This window comes from Parabacteroides sp. CH2-D42-20 (assembly GCF_003670185.1).
GTDB lineage: Bacteria > Bacteroidota > Bacteroidia > Bacteroidales > Tannerellaceae > Parabacteroides > Parabacteroides distasonis.
Genome location: NZ_RAYG01000005.1, coordinates 176,139 through 195,836 on the forward strand (window position 1 = coordinate 176,139; position 19,698 = coordinate 195,836).

General features: G+C 47.2%; 18 protein-coding genes and 1 pseudogene. All 19 read right to left on the bottom strand.

The features are described 5' to 3' along the window. Positions 1–41 precede the first annotated feature (41 nt). The 19 genes and pseudogenes from D7V92_RS04910 to ftsY all read right to left on the bottom strand — a co-directional run bounded on the left by D7V92_RS04910 (position 42) and on the right by ftsY (position 19,689). The gene (locus tag D7V92_RS04910; RefSeq protein WP_036615813.1) at positions 42–1,562 is read right to left on the bottom strand and encodes an MBOAT family protein; all 1,521 of its coding nucleotides are present in this window, start codon (positions 1,560–1,562) and stop codon (positions 42–44) included. A 9-nt stretch (positions 1,563–1,571) separates the two neighbouring features. Beyond that, complete coding sequence (locus D7V92_RS04915) at positions 1,572–2,903, bottom strand: GDSL-type esterase/lipase family protein (protein ID WP_087344459.1); 1,332 nt, start codon at positions 2,901–2,903, stop codon at positions 1,572–1,574. After that, positions 2,875–4,323, bottom strand: a complete 1,449-nt coding sequence (locus D7V92_RS04920; protein WP_005857217.1) for a hypothetical protein — start codon at positions 4,321–4,323, stop codon at positions 2,875–2,877. The genes D7V92_RS04915 and D7V92_RS04920 overlap by 29 nt, the downstream gene beginning before the upstream one ends. Positions 4,324–4,421: 98 nt before the next feature. Further along, positions 4,422–5,027: a rhomboid family intramembrane serine protease gene (locus tag D7V92_RS04925; protein WP_008772268.1), complete on the bottom strand. Its 606-nt coding sequence runs from the start codon at positions 5,025–5,027 to the stop codon at positions 4,422–4,424. A 135-nt stretch (positions 5,028–5,162) separates the two neighbouring features. Continuing rightward, on the bottom strand, positions 5,163–6,281 hold the full coding sequence (locus D7V92_RS04930) for a universal stress protein (RefSeq protein WP_005862634.1): 1,119 nt from the start codon (positions 6,279–6,281) through the stop codon (positions 5,163–5,165). Positions 6,282–6,395: 114 nt separating this feature from the next. Next, on the bottom strand, positions 6,396–6,668 hold the full coding sequence (locus D7V92_RS04935; RefSeq protein WP_005857225.1) for a hypothetical protein: 273 nt from the start codon (positions 6,666–6,668) through the stop codon (positions 6,396–6,398). A gap of 139 nt (positions 6,669–6,807) precedes the next feature. Beyond that, on the bottom strand, positions 6,808–7,500 hold the full coding sequence (locus tag D7V92_RS04940; protein WP_008772270.1) for a phosphatase PAP2 family protein: 693 nt from the start codon (positions 7,498–7,500) through the stop codon (positions 6,808–6,810). A gap of 3 nt (positions 7,501–7,503) precedes the next feature. Then, the gene (locus D7V92_RS04945; RefSeq protein WP_008779812.1) at positions 7,504–8,271 is read right to left on the bottom strand and encodes a tetratricopeptide repeat protein; all 768 of its coding nucleotides are present in this window, start codon (positions 8,269–8,271) and stop codon (positions 7,504–7,506) included. A 4-nt stretch (positions 8,272–8,275) separates the two neighbouring features. Continuing rightward, complete coding sequence (locus D7V92_RS04950; RefSeq protein ID WP_008779811.1) at positions 8,276–10,087, bottom strand: BatD family protein; 1,812 nt, start codon at positions 10,085–10,087, stop codon at positions 8,276–8,278. 32 nt (positions 10,088–10,119) lie between these two features. Then, positions 10,120–10,854: a tetratricopeptide repeat protein gene (locus tag D7V92_RS22420; RefSeq protein WP_307820698.1), complete on the bottom strand. Its 735-nt coding sequence runs from the start codon at positions 10,852–10,854 to the stop codon at positions 10,120–10,122. Next, a pseudogene (locus D7V92_RS22425) lies at positions 10,828–11,844 on the bottom strand (VWA domain-containing protein); the annotation flags it as partial. The pseudogene D7V92_RS22425 and the gene D7V92_RS22420, both read right to left, overlap by 27 nt. Positions 11,845–11,857: 13 nt before the next feature. Beyond that, complete coding sequence (locus tag D7V92_RS04960) at positions 11,858–12,844, bottom strand: VWA domain-containing protein (protein WP_005862644.1); 987 nt, start codon at positions 12,842–12,844, stop codon at positions 11,858–11,860. A 3-nt stretch (positions 12,845–12,847) separates the two neighbouring features. Next, positions 12,848–13,822, bottom strand: coding sequence for a hypothetical protein (locus D7V92_RS04965; protein WP_121772409.1), 975 nt, complete (start codon positions 13,820–13,822; stop codon positions 12,848–12,850). 9 nt (positions 13,823–13,831) lie between these two features. After that, a complete protein-coding gene (locus tag D7V92_RS04970; protein ID WP_005857241.1) occupies positions 13,832–14,701 on the bottom strand; it encodes a DUF58 domain-containing protein in 870 nt (289 codons plus the stop codon). Positions 14,702–14,824: 123 nt separating this feature from the next. Further along, positions 14,825–15,820 (bottom strand): MoxR family ATPase, encoded by a 996-nt coding sequence (locus D7V92_RS04975; protein ID WP_005857243.1) that lies wholly within the window; start codon positions 15,818–15,820, stop codon positions 14,825–14,827. A gap of 168 nt (positions 15,821–15,988) precedes the next feature. After that, positions 15,989–17,080 carry an HU family DNA-binding protein gene (locus D7V92_RS04980; RefSeq protein WP_121772410.1) on the bottom strand — a complete coding sequence of 364 codons (1,092 nt, stop codon included), beginning with the start codon at positions 17,078–17,080 and terminating at the stop codon, positions 15,989–15,991. Next, positions 17,073–17,363, bottom strand: coding sequence for an HU family DNA-binding protein (locus D7V92_RS04985; protein ID WP_008778384.1), 291 nt, complete (start codon positions 17,361–17,363; stop codon positions 17,073–17,075). Before D7V92_RS04985 ends, D7V92_RS04980 begins: the two co-directional genes overlap by 8 nt. 77 nt (positions 17,364–17,440) lie before the next feature. Next, positions 17,441–18,739, bottom strand: a complete 1,299-nt coding sequence (gene rimO, locus D7V92_RS04990) for a 30S ribosomal protein S12 methylthiotransferase RimO (protein ID WP_121772411.1) — start codon at positions 18,737–18,739, stop codon at positions 17,441–17,443. After that, a complete protein-coding gene (gene ftsY / locus D7V92_RS04995; protein WP_057326538.1) occupies positions 18,736–19,689 on the bottom strand; it encodes a signal recognition particle-docking protein FtsY in 954 nt (317 codons plus the stop codon). The genes rimO and ftsY overlap by 4 nt, the downstream gene beginning before the upstream one ends. Positions 19,690–19,698 lie beyond the last annotated feature (9 nt).

Below are 19,698 nucleotides of genomic sequence, written 5' to 3' on the forward strand. Positions count from 1 at the left end.
TATACTGGCGTGAGGCTATGCCGATATATGTGTTTGTCCCCTTAGAATTGGAAATAAATAAACGGCTGCACTCCCGCACTCTTAAACTGAACAACAATGAAAATCGCTATCGCCAATATAGCGGCCTGTATCAATAATGGGGAACGGGTCACGACTCCTCTCAAGGCATCCTCAGAGCGTTTAGGCATAAAATGCAGCACATAACCGATCACCATCAACGCAAACACCCCTTTATATCCTAAGACGAATTGCATGAACACCTCCGGATGAAAATTCGTGAAGATCTGGCGAAGCATCTCTCCCACGGCCTTCATCGAGGTAGCCCGGAACAAGATCCATCCGAAACAAACCACATGGAAAGTAATCAGGACACCTAATACCCGTCGCCAAGGCTTCATCTCGCATCCTAAGGCCTTAAAGCTACTGAAATGCCCCATGATGAACTTATGCGCAGCCAAAGCTATACCATGTAAGGCTCCCCATAAGATGAAACTAATGGAAGCCCCATGCCATAACCCGCCTAGCAGCATCGTTATCATCAGATTCATATAGGTACGAATCTTCCCCTTCCGGTTCCCCCCTAAGGATATATACAGATAATCTTTTAACCAAGAGGAAAGGGAGATATGCCAACGACGCCAAAACTCGGTAATCGTAGCCGATTGATAGGGAGAGTCGAAGTTTATATTAAAGCGGAATCCCAACAACAGAGCGATACCGATCGCCATATCCGAATAACCCGAGAAGTCACAATAAATCTGTAGCGCATACCCATAGACACCCAATAAATTCTCCACACCCGTATAAAGTAACGGAGCGTCAAAAATACGATCCACGAAATTCATACTGATATAATCCGAGATAACCGTTTTCTTGAAAAGACCACATAAGATAAGAAATAGTCCCTCGCCAAACTCAGATCGCGTCACCGTAGGATTCTTATACATTTGAGGGATAAAGTCCCGGGCACGAACGATTGGTCCGGCAACCAGTTGAGGAAAGAACGATACATAGAAAACATAATCGATCCAACGGTCGAGAGGTTGGATTCGTCCCCGATAAACATCTATCACATAGCTTATACTCTGGAAGGTAAAGAAAGAGATTCCTACCGGAAGGAAGATGTTCATCTTCAGCCATTCTCCCCCGGCGGCCATAGTAAACAGTTCGCCTAGGAAATTGAAATACTTGAAATACCCCAGCATACCTAGGTTTATGCAGAGACTAAGCGTAACGAATAATTTACGTTTTAATACCGATGTCGTATGCGAGATACATTGCGCTATCAAGAAATCGGAAGTAGCCGTAAATACCAGCAGCCCGAACCAAAGTCCACTACTTTTATAATAGAAATAAAGGGAAAACAGTGTCACGTAAATAATGCGAGCCAACGTATGTTTCCTTAGCGACATATAAATCATCAGGAAACCGATAAACAAGAAGAAGAACAACCCGCTACTAAACAAGATCGGGGCATTATGATGATACGTTAGGATATCTCCCAGTTTCTCCCACGTGAATTGATGATTACTAAGCCAATCTCTAAGTATATTATATTCCATATAAGATTCTTATCGGTTATTATATGATTCCATGAACGCCCTAAACAGAAGCGTTCCTTGTTCTTGATACCCTTCTTTCGTAAAGTGAATCCGATCCCGTCCCATCAAACGAGAACTATGCCATTTGCGGCACGAGTTTTTCCCTCCTGTCGTAGTGAATAAATCCCAGCAAGCGACCTCTTCTTTCTTCGCTACATTCCGGATAGCACGGGCAGCCCGCTCGGTATTATCATTACGCACATACGTTCGCTGTTTTCCCGACCGGACTCTCCTATAACATTCAGGAGGAGTCGTCAGTAAGATCGCCGTATTCGGCAGCTCCTTCTTGACGATCGCCAAGAAAGCCTCTATCTGACCGGAAAACTCATCGGTATTAAAACGTCTGCCGAATGTCTCGTTGGTCCCCATAGAGATGATTAATAAGGACGGTTTTAATAAAGCCAACTGACGTATATAAGCCTCGTCCGTATAATTCACATACATCGCCCCATTCACTCCGATGGAATGGTATAAGATACCCCTGCCTCCATTCTTCAGTGTCAGGCCATAATATAAATTCGTAAAGGATGAGGCCGGTCGCAATGTATTCGTGCCCTCTTTCCGTCTCGTACTCTGCAATTGTAGAGTATCGGTCAAGCAGGAGATCCGGAAAGTGTCGGCTAATACACCAGGAACACATACGGTATCCGCACGGAATGTTTGGACCGAGTCTTTCAAAGCGCCGGCAGGAAGCATGGGCATCGACTTCTCCCCTCTATATAAGATCGCCTCATTAAACTCGTATCCGGCACCATTATTCGGAGTTATCACGACATCAAAATTAATCGAGGGGGAAACAGACTTAATCCCGATCCCACCGATCCCTATCGGGGTTTTCCGGACATGCTGAATACAACGTCCGGCAATCCAATCCTTAGCGACGGATTTGATAAAGTAATCATCCGGCTCGTTGGTCCTGCTCAACTTAAAAGGAGCGATCCAGCCTCGTCCGGCATTCCCGAACGCCTGTTGGAAAAGGCGCATGACACGACCGCTTAAATGTCCGGCTTGGATATGCGAATCCCCCAACTGGACGATCGTGATAGCCGTATCTTTCCCTGCACGCAACGAATCCAGTTCATTGAAAAAATTATTCCACGCCTTACTAGAATCCGGTAAGATCAACGTATCTTTTCCCACTTTCATAGAATAAGATAAAGGAGGCAACGCTACAGTATCCCGAACCGCCAAACTATCAAGAGATACATCCCCGTTTATTCCGGCTTTAGGTTTCGGAACAGAGAAGCCCATGATCACTCCTAAAACAACCAGACTAATTAACCACTTTCTCCGCTTCATCATAAAAATCTTTTTCTGATAATAACGCTTTCAGCAAGGCATCGGCAATCTCCCGTCCACCCCTAAAGCTTAAATGCGTATAATCCTTACTAGCCCAGTTTAATTCTACGAAACGGACCATACTGTTCTCTCCTCCCATAGCACCGAATACATTCCAGAAAGGAACCCCTGCCTTTTTAGCGGCTTGCCTTTGCGCATGCAGCAAGGCTAACACGGCCGGCATCGTCTCGAATTCCCCATCGTCTTGACGGCTTCTGTCCGACACCCCCAACATCAATATATCAGCTTCCGGAAAACAAAGTTGTATATGGTTAATGACCTTTACCATCCGGCTACTATACCATCCATAATTCATCACGCTATCGCTCACGACATTTAACCCATACTGCAAGACAATCAAGTCATACGGACGGATCTTATTCAATGCTTGGCAACGGGAGACATCCAATCGCTCCAATATCATACCCGAGTTTCCCCGAAGAGAGAAATTATCGACCACGACACCTGAATGGTCCTCCATAGCGACCCCTAATGCCCGGAACTCCGGAGTATTCTTAAAAGTGAAATCCGCTTCGGTGAACATCCCTTCCAACTCGTATTGGGTTACGATCGATGTGGCGGGAAGCATCTCTTGTAGGGTATCGGCGGAAGCGTTGCAAACCAAGCGCATCTCCGTATTCTTATTCTGCTCATAAATCAGTTTCAAAGAAGAGAACGTCTGAAGCTCCGGATAACGCTTAGTCGTCTTCACATGGATTGAGGCGTTCTCCTCGTTTGCCTCGAACATCATCCCAGATAAAGTATATCCATGCTCATGATCCGTCAGCATAGACCAAGTAGTCCATCCGGAGGCACGTTGCTCCACGGTTGGACGGAACTGTGCCGCTACGGATGTGACCGGTACAAAACCAACACCCCGCCCCCCAAATTCCTTCTGCATCCCGGAACGGAAATCGGCCACCATAATATCTCCTTCGATAAAAGAATCTCCAAGGAAGGCCACACGTACCGGACGATTCAATTCCCGCCTGTTTTTTAAGGCGGCGAAGAATCGTTGCAAACCGATATGTCCAAGAGAATAGTCCTCGATATGAGCCCCCAGCGAATCCGCCCCTTGAACAGCATAGACCGCTTTGTATAACGAATCACGAAGGGCCAAAGCCGCAGAATCTATTCCGGCGGAACGCATGATAGAATCCCTTAATGCTACCGAATCTACTTGAAGGGTGTCCGCTTGTTCCAATTGTTGTTTCAAAGAATCCAAGGAGAGCTTTTCCTCTTTCACCTTGAAATCCGATAAAAGATCTACCTTTTTGATCTTATACCCGAACAATGTATCCGGAAGGCTATATAAACCAAAGCTCATCAACAACGTCAGCGACAGTAACGCTAACACTCTACCCAAATTATTATCTTTGTTCATCTAACTTTTGCTTATAAGGGGACAAAGATAGACAAGTTTACCTACCCGGAAATAATCTTCGGACAAAAAATAACCTTAAATTATCCGTTCAGGGTGGATCATCCCTTAAACGTAAGTTGAGACAAAAAGAGATGCAATAACGAAGGCTCCAGCAGCATTGGGAAAATCAATCCATAAATAGCCCCGTAGAAATGGGCATTATGATTTATGTTATCTCCTGTTTGTTTCGCCATATACTGGCAATAGGCCAGATATAGCAAGCCGAATACGATTCCGGGGACAGGCAGCACGGCGAAAAACAAGATCTTTCCCCAAGGATCAAGGAATATAGAGGTAAATAGAACCGCCGATACCGCTCCAGACGCACCGATAGAGACATAATACGGATCATTACGTCGTTTTATCAAATCATAAAACGAAGCCACGATCATTCCCCCGAAATAAAGAGCCAGATAAGCCCCACTGCCGAATCCCATATATCGAAACGTTCGTTCAATATAGAGACCAAATGACCAGAACGTGAACATATTCACTAGCAAATGTGTCATATCCGCATGGATAAATCCATGTGTCACGATACGATAATATTCATGATTCCGGATCGTACGATATGGGATAAACGCTAATTTTATAAATAACTCCCTATTACTAAAACAGATAAAAGAGAGAATCACTGTTATTCCAATAATTAAATAAGTAATCATATATTCTATTATTTTTCTGATGAGCCACAAAGCAAAGCATAAATTCCGGTTTATACAAATATCAGGATATATAATAAAAAAGTGGATATAGGCTTTTCACATATCCACTTTTTTATTTGTTACTTGAATAAGAAGCTACTTCTTGCTATCGATTACCAATAACGGAGTATCGGTGTGGAATAACATTTTTCTCGCGATCGAAGGATTGAACATTCGGGCTAGGATATTACGGCGATATGTGCTTAGGGCTATAACATCAATTTGTTTATCACGAACAAATTTCTCGATGGCTAACAGCAAGTCACCATCGGCAAGCACCGTATGGGAAATATGGGCATGTGGATATTGTTTCTTGAAATATTCACGGACGCCTGTCAAACGAATCTCATTCCATTCATCTTTGCTGGTAGAGATATTGAATAGATGAATATTAAAATCAAAACCTTTGATGATTTCCATGAACTCGTCGAAAGCAACCAAATCTCTCTGGTTAAACGATGTAGCGAAAGCGATATTCTTAGCGTCTCTCAAATCCGTGAAAGGAACATTCTCCGGTATCGCCAATACAGGAACCCGGTTTACCTCGATTACCTCTCCGGTCACGCTACCGATCAGATCCATATCTTTTTGGCTCTTACCTCTCGTTCCCATCACGATCAATGTCGGATGATACTCCTTGCTATAGGCGATGATCTCCTCTTCCGGCAAGCCTTCACGTAATACATAATCGTATTTTACCTTGGGTAATTCGCCAGAGGACATCTTCCGGTTGATATGCGTACAAATATTCTCCATATCGATACGGACACGTTGTAAGATATGCTGTACGGATTCCTCCTCGTTTACTTGGTAAGCTAATGTATCTCCCATCGGGATAGCAGATGGAAAATAGGGGCTGAAATAGGCATGCATAATCATCACCTCCGCACCTACCGCATGAGCGTAATTAATTCCCAACTCACAAGCCTTGGCGGAATAATCCGAGAAATCAATCGGGATCAGAACTTTCTTGACCGCATTAACCTTCGCCTCTTCCTCCTTTGGTTCCTCAAACCACTTATTGTCTTCAATAATGCGTAAAGCATGCGGTAAATCACTCTCCTTAATACGCACACGTACTCCTGCCGAAACGACAGGCTGGATCTGGTTTACATTATGTATATAGACCTCTATGCCTTCTGTTTCGAGGATTGTCTTGAGAATCTGGGCTTTCTCGAACGTGTGGATAGCCAATGTCACTAATTTATCTTCCATACTCAATACATTTTTATAGATGAAACAATCGGGATTTATGAATTGTTGAATATAAAAAAATCCCAAAGCGTTCTTTCATTTAGCTATGGGATTTTTTATACGAATGAATTTCTCTTACGCTTTCTGTGCTTCGGCATCCTGACTCTCGGCCAGTATCTGCAAAGCACGCTCGAAAATAGTCGTATCATCTAAAACAACCAACCCTCCGTCTGGACCGGGCTCGATATGGAAACCACAACTCCGTCCATCTTGAAAATTATGTCCACCGAAATAGTTACGAACTGTCTCTACCTTTAATCCCAGCTCATCGGCGATGCGTTGTGTACTTCCGTCAGGTAACGAGTCTTTAATTCTTCTCAGTTCGTTAAATGTAATCGTCTTTGTCATGGCTTTCTTATTTTGAAGGTTAATACTTTTGTTTAATATTATGGCACTAACTTAGTCATTTAATAGCATTGAAACAAATTATTATTGAGAAAATCAGCTGAAAACAAATATGCTTTACGACATACTTAACGAAAATCTCTTATATTAAGCACGATACCAATTGCTCATTAAATAGAGCTATTAAAAGGATGGTCAACCAAATCGCATAGGTGATCAAACGTTTCCGGGTATCCGAGTAAATGGCCTCCGGACGTACCCAAGAATCTGCCGGAATCAATTTAGGCCTTATATAGAGGTATAACAGATATACAAGATACCCGAATAGCAGACCGGATAAAGCTCCCGGAATAATATCTGTGATAAAATGCACTCCTAAATAAATACGAGTATAGGAAGTCAAAATCGCCCAAAAGAAAATAGTCCATCCAAATAGCTTATTCCGGAAGATCAGCGCCATCAAGGTAGCGAAACCGAAAGCGTTCGCCGCATGGCTGGAGATAAATCCATACATACCTCCCCGATAACCGAACACCACCTTTACCTGATCCATAAAATCAGGGTGATGAGTCGGACGGAAACGGGTGAAGATGGGCTTACAAACATGCGAAGCGAACTGGTCGCATAGCGTGATCGTCAAGACTATGGCCAATAAGATCAACAACCACTCCTTCCAGTTCTTCTTATAGCACAATACCACCAATATAAAAAAGGCTAACGGTAGCCAAACCGCCTTGCCTGAATAGATCCACATAAAGCGATCTAAAAAAGCGGAGTCGCTACCGTTAAGCATAAAGAACGCATCACGTTCCCAAACCAATAATTGTTCTAGCATGTATCAGATTTTTTCTATGTCTTTACTAGGCATCCATCCTACGTTCCCGTCCTCAAGCTCGATCTCGCTCCATTCGCCAAGCGTACTCTTCACGGTCACGTTCGTTCCCTCGTGTAATACGAAAAGATCCGTACCACTAGCGTCGGGCGAGCTTTTCACCGTAACGGTCGGGGCGAATACGATGGCATGTTTACGGTTTATCATCTCATCCTTCTGGTCGCTGGCGAATATATTGGCAAAAACAACCATGATAATAAATAGGACACCCAAATAGAAACCGATCTTCTTCAAGCGTACCCAACGGGAGAAAAAGAACAAGATCAAGCAACCGATAAACAACAGGAAGCACACGATACCAGTCTTCGCCCAAGAGTCTGCGGAACCGAGGTTCTCCACGCTCTTAAACCATTTGACCAAGAAAAAATCACCAACCGGCTCAATCTTATCGATCGTCTTCTGACGGGCCATCTGTAAATTGAAGCGAGCATCGCTATCACCCGGATCCAGCAGAAGGCAACGTTCGTAGTTCAATATAGCCGGAGCGATCTTACCCGCCTTATAATAGGCATTTCCCAAATTATAATAAACGGCGGCAGACTCGCCATTGCTCTTCAAGATTCCCTCATATAGCTCGATCGCCTTCGCGTAATCTTCTTTCGTGTAAGCGACCTCGGCCTCCTTCAAGGCGGTATCTTGCGCATAAGCAGATCCTATCAGACATAGAGTCAATAAGAAAAACAATACCTTTCTTAAATTTATAGTCATCTTCATCTTCTTACTTTTTAATTGTATTCTCCATTTTACCAATAGCGTCTACCGTCAGCTCATACAGCTTATCCATAGCGTCTGACGCTTGGGACGGAGCGTAACGAGCGAACTCACAAGTATTCAAGATATCCATGAACTCATTCGTCAAGGATTCGTCTACACCGTATTTAGCCAATTCTGTCTCTACGTTATCCTTGGTCAGATCGGATTGCGGGATACTCAGCTTATCGCTCAAATAGCCCCACAACGCACGCAGTACCTCGTCGTAGAATTCTTCCTTCTTGTTCTCTTTCATCAGCTTGCCGGCGTTCTTCAGACGTCTAACCGCCATCTTGTTCGCCTTCTTGGTACGAACCAAGGCGATGTCGGCGTTTTCCTTCACCTGCTTACGATAAATAAAGAAGAATACGATAAACAAGATAGCCGGTACGATATAGCAAAGATAATACATAAAGGAACCGAAGAAAATACCATCACCTCCCTCGATAAAGGAGAAACCTTTCGTCTTCAAGTAACGGATATCCTTGCCTAAGTATTTCACGCTCTCTTTATTACTAAAGTTCGATACGACCGGGGAAGAACCGCTACCGCCCTTACCTTGCTCCACATGCAACTTATAAGGCTCGGACTTGATGGTCTTGTACGAACCGGACTTGATATCGAAATAGGAGAAAGCGATCGCCGGGATCTCGAAATCACCTGCGTAACGGGGTATCGCCATATATTCGATCGTCTTGCTTCCACTGACACCGGCGGTCGTGGTCTTGATGTCCATCTCTACTTTCGGATCGTAGACATCGAAATCGTTCGGGAAAACCACTTCCGGGTTCTTCACCAACTTCACGTTTCCGTTACCCGTGATTTTCACCTTTATGGTTACAGCCTCGTCTGTCTTGACGTTGTTCGAGCTGATATCAGCCGTCATGGAGAACGTACCTACGGCACCGGAGAAAGAAGCGGGCTTACCGGAGGGCAAAGGCTTCACGTCGATAGTAACCGGAGAGGTGGTCAACACCTTGCTCACATCCCGATACGAGTCGAAGAAGCTATCGAAGATGCTACCGCCGCCCGCTTGTTGCATACGGACACGCACCACGGCATCATACTTTCCACCTTCGATCGTGATCTTACCGGAACGTTGGGGATACAGGATCACTTGACGCATCACGGCCGACTGGTAGTTACGTCCGTTGTAGTTTTCCAAGGTCAGTTGTTTCTCTTGCGGCAACTCAACCTCTTGTACCAAGAAACCCTCGAACTCCGGATATTTCAATCCCGTAATCGAGAAATTTTCCAAGGAATAGACCTTGAAAGTCACCAAGAAACCTTCTTGCTCGAACACGCTTCGTTTGGATACGTCCATCTTCACGAACAGCCGATCGTTAGAGATCGCCCCGCTCGCCGTCGTTGTCTCCGCCTCTTGCTTACCCGCCTTATCCGCCGGAAGCACCTTGATGGCCAAGCCATTCGATGTATAATTAGAGCCGTTCACCTTGATCGTTGCCGGAGCTATATTAAACGTACCTTCCTTCTTCGGCATCAAGACATACGTATACGTAACGGTTGTCTCGCTGGTACTCTTCCCGTTCACCCAGCTACTGCTATAGGAGGTGGATTGGGAGGGACCCATTAATACGTCAAAGTCTGGCATCTCCTGCACTCTCAAATCCTTGCCTTCGGCATTGACAGTGAAAGTTAAGCGAAACTGCTCTCCCATTACCACCGCTTGGGGCGCCGAGGCCTTGAAGGTCACATCCGCGGCCTTTGTCGCCCCCCCTACCGTTAACATCAGGATGAATAAGAAAATTAATTTCCTCATTGTGTATCTCATTTTTTCGTTAATTATCCAGTTTACCACTCCTTCTCGGTCTTCCGGCGTTGTTGCTGCTGCATCTGCGCCTTCTTCACCTTCTCTTGAGTGTCTTTCTCGTCTTGCAGGAAGGCGTCCAACATCTGCTGGGCATTGTCCTTGCTCATTTGCTCGCCCTGTTGCTGTTGCTCTTGGGTCTTATCCTGCTTCTGGTCGTCTTGCGGCTGTTGTTGTTGCTGTTGCTGCTGATCGTCCTTCTGATCCTTGTTCTCCTGCTTGTCGTCGTTCTGTTGATCTTGGCTCTGATCCTGATTCTGCTGATCCGACAGCAGTTTTTGGGCCAAGGCCAAGTTATAACGGGTCTCGTCATCTTTCGGGTTCAAGCGAAGCGATTGCTTATACACCTCCACGGCCTTGCCGTAATCCTTGTTCTGCATGAAGATATTTCCCATGTTATGATACACCTCCGACAAGCGTGCCTTCCCTTCCGGCGTAGCCACCATCTTCTCCCCTTGCCCGGCGATCAATTGATATTGCTCGGCGGCCTCGGGGAACTTGCCTTGCTTGTATAGGGAGTTTCCCAGATTATAGGTTCCTTCCGTAGAGCGGGGATTCACCTCCAAGCTCTTGCGATAAGCGATCTCGGACTCGGTGTATTTCTCGCTCTCGTAAAGTTTATTCCCCTCACGCACGTTCTTCCGTTCCGCTTTCTGGGCAGAGACCGTCCCGGCGCAGAGAAAAAGAATTAAGGAGAATAATTTTACTTTCCTAAATATACGGTTCTTACGATCCAAGGTCATGAAATCGGCGATCAAGAGAAATAAGGCGATCCAAGCGAAAATCTGGAACTGCTCGTCATACTCAGAATAAACCTTGCTATCCAGCTCCGTCTTATTCATTTTCTCGATTTCCTTCTGAAGGGCTTTCAAGGCGGAGTTCGTATTGTCCGCACGTACGTACATACCGTTTCCGGCGGCGGCGATCTCTTGACCCATCTGCTCGTTCAGCTTCGTGATCACCACGTTTCCATCCTTATCCTTCATATAATTATTGCTTCCTTGGATGGGGATCGGAGAACCTTTCGGATCACCCATTCCCACGATGTTCACGTGGATGCCCTTCTCGGCGGCGGCTTTGGCGGCACCGATAGCGTCGTCCTCATGGTTCTCGCCGTCGGTGATCAAGATGATCGCCTTATCGGTCGTCTCGTCCGGGGTAAAGGAACGGGCGGCCAAGTTGATGGCGGCACCGATCGCCGTACCTTGCGTAGAGACCATCGACGGGTTGATAGAGGACAAGAACATCTTGGCGGAGATATAATCCGAGGTGATCGGCAACTGCGTGAAAGCGTCGCCGGCGAACACGATCAAACCTACCTTATCATTCGTAAAGCCGTCCGTCAATCGGGATAGCATCTGTTTGGCTTTATCCAAACGGTTGGGCGACACGTCCTCGGCCAACATGGAGTTGGATACGTCCAGACACACCATGATCTCTACTCCCTGACGCTTCACCGTCTCCAGTTTCGAGCCGAATTGAGGCCCCGCTATAATAAAGATAACCATGGTAATGGCTCCGAACAACAGCCAAAACTTCAGATGCTGGCGCTTGGTCGATACCTCGGGCATCAACTCGGCCAACAACGTAGGGTTACCGTATTTCTTTATCGCTTTCTTCTTCACGATCATGGCGTACACGTAGAACGCCACCAACGCCGGAAGGAGAAAAAGCAAATATAAAAAGTCCGGATGCGCAAATCGAAACATAAGCCTTTTATCTTTATGGTATATTTCTCAACAATGTATTTCTCAATAAGATCTCCACCAGCAACAAGGCGAACACCAGCAAGGCCCAGTTCTTATACTCCTCCTGCTTCTTGCTGTACTCCTGTACGCTGATCTTGGTCTTCTCCATCTGGTCGATCTCGGAATAGATCTCCTTCAGGCTGGCGTTGTCCGTAGCACGGAAATATTGCCCGCCCGTGGTAGAGGCGATCTGCTTCAACGTAGCCTCGTCGATCTCTACCGGTATATTCTGGTACTGCACGCCGAAAGCGGTCTGGAACGGATACGGCGCCATGCCTTTCGTTCCGACTCCGATCGTATAGACACGCACGCCGAACGTCTTGGCGATCTCAGCGGCGGTAACCGGAGCGATCTCGCCGGCGTTGTTCGAACCATCGGTCAGAAGGATAATCACCTTCGACTTAGCGTGGCTGTCCTTAATACGGCTCACGGCATTCGCCAAGCCCAACCCGATAGCCGTTCCGTCTTGGATCATACCGCTTTGGATATCCTTGAAAAGATTCAGCAAGACCGTATGATCGGTTGTCAACGGGCATTGCGTAAAGCTCTCGGCAGAAAAGACCACGAGACCGATGTTATCGTTCGGACGGCCGTTGATGAACGACGCGGCCACATCCTTCGCCGCCTCCAAGCGGTTCGGTTTCAAGTCTTGCGCCAGCATACTACCCGAGATATCCATCGCCAACATGATATCGATACCTTCCGTGGAAGAATTAGACCAACTATTCGTGGATTGCGGACGGGCCAAGATCACGATCAGCAACGCTACCGCTACCATACGCAACACGAAAGGCACGTGACGCAAGTACACGATCCATGATGTCGCTCCCGGCGCCTCGAACGCCTCCGACGAGGAGACCTGCAAGCTGGCCTGACTCTTGCTCAGCTTGTAGACGTACCATCCGATCATCGGAATGAGCAACAACAATAAATATAAATAATTAGGATTCGCAAATACCATCTCTTAATCCTTTAAATTAGTTGTATCGTTCGTAGATTCCGGCTCTTGCATCTCCTCCACCTTCGTCTGGTTCACGAACAAATACGCGTTTATCATACTCAAATCATTCTCATCCGGCAGCGGGTTCATCTTGGCGAATTTCACGAAGTCGGCCAATTGCAGAATCTGCCTCAAGTTATCGTACACGCTCTGCGCCTCGGAGTTCTTGCGGATCAGGTCCAAGATCTCACCGGAAGTCATCTCCATGGCATTGATACCGAAACGTTCCTCGATATACTTACGCAGCGTATCCGTGATCAAGGTGTAATACTCCTTGCTTCGTCCTTGCTGCCAGAGTTTCTGTTGCTTGATCTCGTCCAGTTCCTTGATGGCCTGCTCGTGAGGCGGAAGCTTCGGCTCCTCTTTCTTGAATGGTATCAACGACTTCTTCGCACGGATCCGTTTCACGATATAGGCGATCACGCAAATCAAGAACAGGGCCAGCAAGATCCCGTAAATGATCGGATAATAATCGGCCCATACGAAAGGCGGCTTCCATACGGTCTTGATGTCGTTGAACTCCTCCGGCTTGTCCGCGTTCACGGGAATCGTGGAGACCTTCAAGGCGACTTGGTTGGAATATACGGTATCCACCCCGTCTATCACCTTCAACGGAGGTAATAGATAGAGTGACGAATCAAACGAGGTAATCAATACATCCTGCTTGATAACGAGCCGGTCGTTCTCGATCTCCGTAGAGTCCGCCTTGGAGAGATTCAGTACCTCCACACCCGTCATCAAGGTATCGTTCGGGATCACGATCTGCACAGGGCGATCCTTATCCGCCGTTACCGTAAGGTGCAAGGTAGTCTGCTCTCCGATCAATATGGCGGCCGAGTCGATAGCGACATCGATCAACGGCCTTTGCGCATATGCCCTTCCCCCCGCGAGGGAAGCGGCAGCGACCAGAAACAGGATACTTTTCTTTATCAATTTCATCTGCTTGCTTTAATTACGTTTGTCAAAAAGAGCAATCAATGCTTTCACATAATCATCCTCGGTACGGACAGAGACGGAGTCTACACGGCATTTCTTGAACGTATCGCTCATCTTCGCCTGCCGTTTCTCCCACCATTCCTTATAGGCCGCACGCACACGGGCGGAGGAACTGTCTATCCATTGCTCCTTCCCGGTCTCGGCGTCCTTGATCTTCATAAGGCCTACGGCGGGAAGCTCGGTCTCACGACGGTCGTACACCTGAATGGCTACCATGTCATGCTTGCGGTTGGCCACCGTCAAGGCGTCCTTGAAACCCTCCTTGTCAATAAAATCGGAGATGAGGAAAGCCGTGCAACGCTTCTTGATGGCGTTGGTCAAGTATTTCAACACTTGGCTGATATCCGTTCTTGTCTCCTCGGGATGGAAATCGATCAGCTCCCGGATAATATAGAGGATATGTTTCTTTCCTTTCTGGGGCGGGATAAACTTCTCGATCTTGTCCGAGAAGAACACCACGCCGATCTTATCGTTGTTCTGTATCGCCGAGAAAGCCAAGGTAGCGGCGATCTCGGTGATCACCTCCTTCTTCATGACGTTGACGGAGCCAAAGTCACGGCTACCGGACACGTCGATCAGCAGCATCACCGTCAGCTCACGCTCCTCCTCGAACACCTTGACGTAGGGGCGGACGTAGCGGGCGGTGACGTTCCAGTCGATATCCCGGATATCATCGCCGTATTGATATTCCCTTACCTCGCTGAACGCCATACCACGGCCCTTGAAAGCCGAATGGTACTGGCCGGCGAAGATGTTACGGGAAAGACCACGGGTCTTTATCTCGATACGGCGGACCTTTTTTAATAATTCACTTGTCTCCACTTGGTAATTGAAAATTGAAAATGAAAAATTGAAAATTTATTGTTGGTAATTGAAGGTTGAGAATTGAAAATTGGCTTGTCTCTTTCGATTAATTTTCAATTTTCAATTCTTAATTTTCAATTCTCAAGGAACTTCTACTTTATTTAGTATCTCGCTGATTACCTCCTCTGAAGTCAAGTTGTTCGCCTCGGCCTCATAACTCAAGCCGATACGATGGCGCATCACGTCGTGGCATACCGCACGGATATCCTCCGGGATCACATAGCCCCTACGCTTGATGAAAGCGTACGCGCGGGCGGCCAACGCCAAGTTGATAGACGCACGAGGGGAAGCGCCGAAAGAGATCATGCTCGCCAAGTTCGGCAAACCAGCCTCAGCCGGGAAACGGGTAGCGAAGACGATATCCACGATGTAACGCTCGATCTTCTCGTCCAAATAAACCTCACGAACCACGTTACGGGCGTCGAGGATCTCCTCTTTCGTCAAGATCGGCTTGATCTCCGGACGTTCTCCGGATATATTCTGGCGTATGATTAATTTCTCTTCCTCCTTCTTCGGATAATTGATGATCACCTTCAACATGAAACGGTCTACCTGCGCCTCAGGCAACGGGTACGTACCCTCCTGCTCGATCGGGTTCTGGGTAGCCATTACCAAGAAAGGCTTCGGCAACTTGTAGGTATGCTCGCTGATCGTGACCTGACGCTCTTGCATGGCCTCCAACAAGGCACTCTGTACTTTCGCCGGGGCACGGTTGATCTCGTCCGCTAACACAAAATTAGCGAAGATCGGGCCTTGCTTTACCTGGAACTCTTCGCTTTTCTGACTGTAAATCATCGTACCGATCACATCGGCCGGAAGTAAGTCCGGGGTGAACTGGATTCGGCTGTATTTAGCGTCGATCAACGACGACAATGTTTTAATGGCAAGTGTCTTAGCCAAACCCGGCACACCTTCCAACAGGATATGTCCGTCCGAAAGCAAACCGATCAACAAGGATTCAACCAAATGCTTTTGTCCGACGATTACTTTGTCCATACCCATCGTAATCATGTTCACAAACGAGCTTTTACTTTCAATTCGCTCATTCAACTCACGAATGTCTACTGTCTGACTCATAAGATTTATTCTATTATATTGTTATTATATTGTCCCAATTTTACGTTGATTTTTTAGGATGCACAAAATTAGAAATGTTAAATTCGTATCCTTCACTTTTGCAGTTAAATAATACTAACCAACACTTCCTTGTTTTGTTTTATTTTACTTAAAAAAGGGGGATTTCTCTTACTCCCCGGCAAGTATCTCTGTTTGTAGGGCGGCGGCTTTCTCCCGCGACTCACGGCTCTTGGCATCGATGCCATACGATTCCGGAGCGGGTATCTCGATCACGGTACCGATCGGGACATTATTCGGGTCTTTTATAACAGCCTTATTATGTTGGTAAATATACACCCAGAATAATTTATTGCCATAATATTCCAAGGCGATCACGGTGAGGCGGTCACCATGCTTGATCTTCACCTGCCCCAATGGTTTGGGTGCCGGTTCCACATAAGGCTCCGGTTCCGTATGCGGGGTCTTCTCCGCTACCGAGTCCGGATGAAGCATCCAAGCTGATTCTTGAACCGTGTCCTTGACCGTATCCTTGGCTTCCGTTATCACCTCCTCTTGGGCAGGTGCCGGTTTCCAATTATTCCTTCCCAGATAGAAGAATACAGAGATTACGATTATCAAAAAGGCGACGATCATTAATACCCCCTTCTCCTCCGGTTTCTTAGGGGCTCGCTCTTCCGGTCTCTCTGGTATGGGAGATGGCTCCGCAGCCGGTTCCGGTTCCAATCCACGTTCCGGTTCAGATACCGATGACGGCTCCGGATCAAACGCTTGCTCTGGCTCAGGCAATGGTTCAGGTTCAGGTTCTAGTATCGGTTCGGGCTTCTCTTTGGGCTGAGTATTTGCCAAAGGGATTTCCTTATCCGGCATTACCTCCTCCACGGACTCGTCTTCCGTTTCCTTCTCCTCCACGGACTCATCCATGTCCGAGAAATCCACGTTCTCGTTGATCTCTGTCGTCTCAAAGATAGAGAAAGGCTTGTTTACCTGTTCCCGCAGGTCTTTATCCGGCAGGAAAGAGAATTTATAATGTTCGGGGATCAAGAAACGTTCGCCGGTATTCACGTGGATACTCTCCCGCTTCTCCACGGAGATAATCTTGAAAGTACCCAAGCCCTTTACTTTTACGATCTTATCCGTATAGACCCCTTCGGATACCACCGAGATAAAATCTCTCAAGAAGCGCTCTACCTCTCCTCTGTCCTTACCGGTACGCTCCGATAATAAACCGGCTAAATCTTGTATATTCAGCCGGTTATTCATGATCTCCCAATTCTTTTAAACGATTCTTCACGGTCGTTCCGGGCTTGAACACGGGAACTAATTTAGGGGGAACCAGATATCGCTTCCCGTTCGCGGGATTCACGGAAATACGTTCCGCTTTCTTTTTCACCTCGAACTGGCCAAAACCTTGCAAGTAGATCGTATCGTTATCCACTAATTTCGAACTTACGACGGAACTGAGCGCAGAAAGCATGTCGGAAACTTCCTTCGAAGTCCAATCCATGCGATTCGCCAATTCCGTTATAAGTTCCTTGTTTTTCATATCTAATTCCATAACAGTTCGTGCTGCTATATTAGTTATTTTTTCGTTAACCGACAAATATCTTGACAGTTTTTACATCAATTCAACACTTTACCATACAGATCAAACGCTTGTGCGTCAATCACCTTTACTTGGTAAAAGCTACCCGGACTCAAGGGAGTATCCTTGGAAATCAATATTTCCGGATCTACCTCGGGCGAGTCGTATTGCGTACGTCCCACGTAGAAATCCTCCTCCTCCCGGTCTACGATCACCCGGAAGGTCTGCCCTACTTTCGAGGCGTTCACGTCGGCGGAGATGCCTTCTTGCACACGCATCAAGTAATCCAGTCGGTCTTGCTTCACCTCCTGCGGGATCTCGTCTTTATAATGCTGATAAGCATAGGTACCCTCCTCATGGCTATAAGCGAAAGCGCCCATACGCTCGAAACGGATATCTTTCACGAAGCGGATCAACTCCTCGAAATCCTGCTCCGTCTCGCCGGGATGACCCACCATCAAGGTGGTGCGTAGATGGATGCCCGGCACTTCCCGGCGCATACGCTCCAGCAGCTCATACGTCTCGGCCTTCGTGATATTGCGGCGCATCATCCTCAACATCGGGTCGCTGATATGCTGGAGGGCGATGTCCATATACTTGCAAACGTTATCACGCTCACGCATCACCGGCAACAGGTCATAGGGGAAATGAGACGGATACCCGTAATGCAAACGAATCCACTCCACGTCCGGGATGTCGGATACCCGCTCCACCAGTTCCGGCAAGGCCATTCGCTTATAGCGATCGAGGCCATAAAACGTAAGATCTTGGGCGATCATCTGGAATTCTTTTACGCCTTGCGCCACCAAGCCACGAACCTCGTCTACGATCTCGTCCATCGGACGGGATTGATAAGCCCCGGTTATGATCGGGATCGAGCAGTAAGAACAAGTACGGTTGCATCCCTCCCCGATCTTCACGTAAGCGTAGTGCCTCGGGGTGGTGAGCACACGATCCGTAGCCAGCTCTTGATGGTACGACTTGCCCAGATCGGAGATCAACTCCTTCCAATTGAATTTCCCGTAGAAACGATCTACCTCGGGAAGTTCTTTCTCCAGATCTTTCAAGAAACGTTCCGACAAGCAGCCCATCACGAAGAGCTTCCCGATCCGTCCTTTTTGTTTTTGTTCGCCCAGTTCTAAGATCATATTGATAGATTCCTCTTGGGCGTCGCCGATGAAACCACAGGTATTCACCACCACGATCTCGCCATTGATCTTATGGGGATCATGCTCTACCGTATAGCCATTGGCAACGAATTGGCGCATAAGTTGCTCCGAGTCCACTAGGTTTTTCGAACACCCCAGCGTAATAATATCTACTTTGTTTTTTCTCATTCTCCAAATAACGAATTGACAAACTCACGTTTGCGGAATACTTGCAAATCCTCCATCCCCTCGCCGAGTCCGATATATTTCACGGGGATACGGAAATGGTCGGAGATACCGATCACGACACCCCCCTTGGCTGTACCGTCCAGCTTGGTCACGGCCAAGGCGTTCACCTCGGTGGCGGCGGTAAATTGTTTCGCTTGCTCGAAAGCGTTCTGCCCGGTAGAGCCGTCCAATACCAACAAGATCTCGTGGGGGGCGTCTGGGATCACCTTCTTCATCACGTTCTTGATCTTGGTAAGCTCGTTCATCAAGTTGATCTTGTTATGCAGACGTCCGGCGGTATCGATAATCACCACGTCGGCGTCGTTCGCCTTGGCGGAGCTCAGCGTATCGAAAGCCACGGAAGCGGGGTCCGAGCCCATGTTCTGCTTCACGATAGGCACACCTACGCGCTCGCTCCAGATCACCAACTGTTCCACGGCGGCGGCACGGAACGTATCGGCGGCGCCCAGATAGACCTTCTTGCCGGCTTTCTTGAACTGGTAGGCCAGCTTACCGATCGTGGTCGTCTTACCCACCCCGTTCACGCCTACAACCATGATCACGTAGGGTTTCTTGCCCTCCGGAAGCGCGAATCCCTCGGCATCCTCCGTATTGTTCTCTGTCAGCAAGCTAGCGATCTCGTCACGCAGCAGGGTGGTCAATTCTTGGGTGGTGACATACTTGTCACGGGCCACCCGCTTCTCGATACGGTCGATGATTTTCAACGTGGTATCTACACCTACATCCGAGGTAATCAGTACTTCCTCCAAATTATCCAACACAGCGTCGTCCACCTTACTCTTACCGGCGATCGCCTTGGTAATCTTAGAGAAAACACTTTCTTTTGTCTTCGACAGACCTTTATCCAAGGTTTCCTTCTTGTCTTTACTGAAAAAGCTAAAAATACCCATATTTATTTT

What these genes read in the sequence shown, in the direction of transcription:
- D7V92_RS04980 (WP_121772410.1), bottom strand. Translation starts at nt 17,080, where the DNA reads ATGAATAACCGGCTGAATATACAAGATTTAGCCGGTTTATTATCGGAG.
- D7V92_RS04975 (WP_005857243.1), bottom strand. Translation starts at nt 15,820, where the DNA reads ATGAGTCAGACAGTAGACATTCGTGAGTTGAATGAGCGAATTGAAAGT.
- ftsY (WP_057326538.1), bottom strand. Translation starts at nt 19,689, where the DNA reads ATGGGTATTTTTAGCTTTTTCAGTAAAGACAAGAAGGAAACCTTGGAT.
- rimO (WP_121772411.1), bottom strand. Translation starts at nt 18,739, where the DNA reads ATGAGAAAAAACAAAGTAGATATTATTACGCTGGGGTGTTCGAAAAAC.
- D7V92_RS04910 (WP_036615813.1), bottom strand. Translation starts at nt 1,562, where the DNA reads ATGGAATATAATATACTTAGAGATTGGCTTAGTAATCATCAATTCACG.
- D7V92_RS04935 (WP_005857225.1), bottom strand. Translation starts at nt 6,668, where the DNA reads ATGACAAAGACGATTACATTTAACGAACTGAGAAGAATTAAAGACTCG.
- D7V92_RS04985 (WP_008778384.1), bottom strand. Translation starts at nt 17,363, where the DNA reads ATGAAAAACAAGGAACTTATAACGGAATTGGCGAATCGCATGGATTGG.
- D7V92_RS04920 (WP_005857217.1), bottom strand. Translation starts at nt 4,323, where the DNA reads ATGAACAAAGATAATAATTTGGGTAGAGTGTTAGCGTTACTGTCGCTG.
- D7V92_RS04960 (WP_005862644.1), bottom strand. Translation starts at nt 12,844, where the DNA reads ATGGTATTTGCGAATCCTAATTATTTATATTTATTGTTGTTGCTCATT.
- D7V92_RS04915 (WP_087344459.1), bottom strand. Translation starts at nt 2,903, where the DNA reads ATGATGAAGCGGAGAAAGTGGTTAATTAGTCTGGTTGTTTTAGGAGTG.
- D7V92_RS04930 (WP_005862634.1), bottom strand. Translation starts at nt 6,281, where the DNA reads ATGGAAGATAAATTAGTGACATTGGCTATCCACACGTTCGAGAAAGCC.
- D7V92_RS04950 (WP_008779811.1), bottom strand. Translation starts at nt 10,087, where the DNA reads ATGAGGAAATTAATTTTCTTATTCATCCTGATGTTAACGGTAGGGGGG.
- D7V92_RS04940 (WP_008772270.1), bottom strand. Translation starts at nt 7,500, where the DNA reads ATGCTAGAACAATTATTGGTTTGGGAACGTGATGCGTTCTTTATGCTT.
- D7V92_RS04945 (WP_008779812.1), bottom strand. Translation starts at nt 8,271, where the DNA reads ATGAAGATGACTATAAATTTAAGAAAGGTATTGTTTTTCTTATTGACT.
- D7V92_RS04965 (WP_121772409.1), bottom strand. Translation starts at nt 13,822, where the DNA reads ATGAAATTGATAAAGAAAAGTATCCTGTTTCTGGTCGCTGCCGCTTCC.
- D7V92_RS04925 (WP_008772268.1), bottom strand. Translation starts at nt 5,027, where the DNA reads ATGATTACTTATTTAATTATTGGAATAACAGTGATTCTCTCTTTTATC.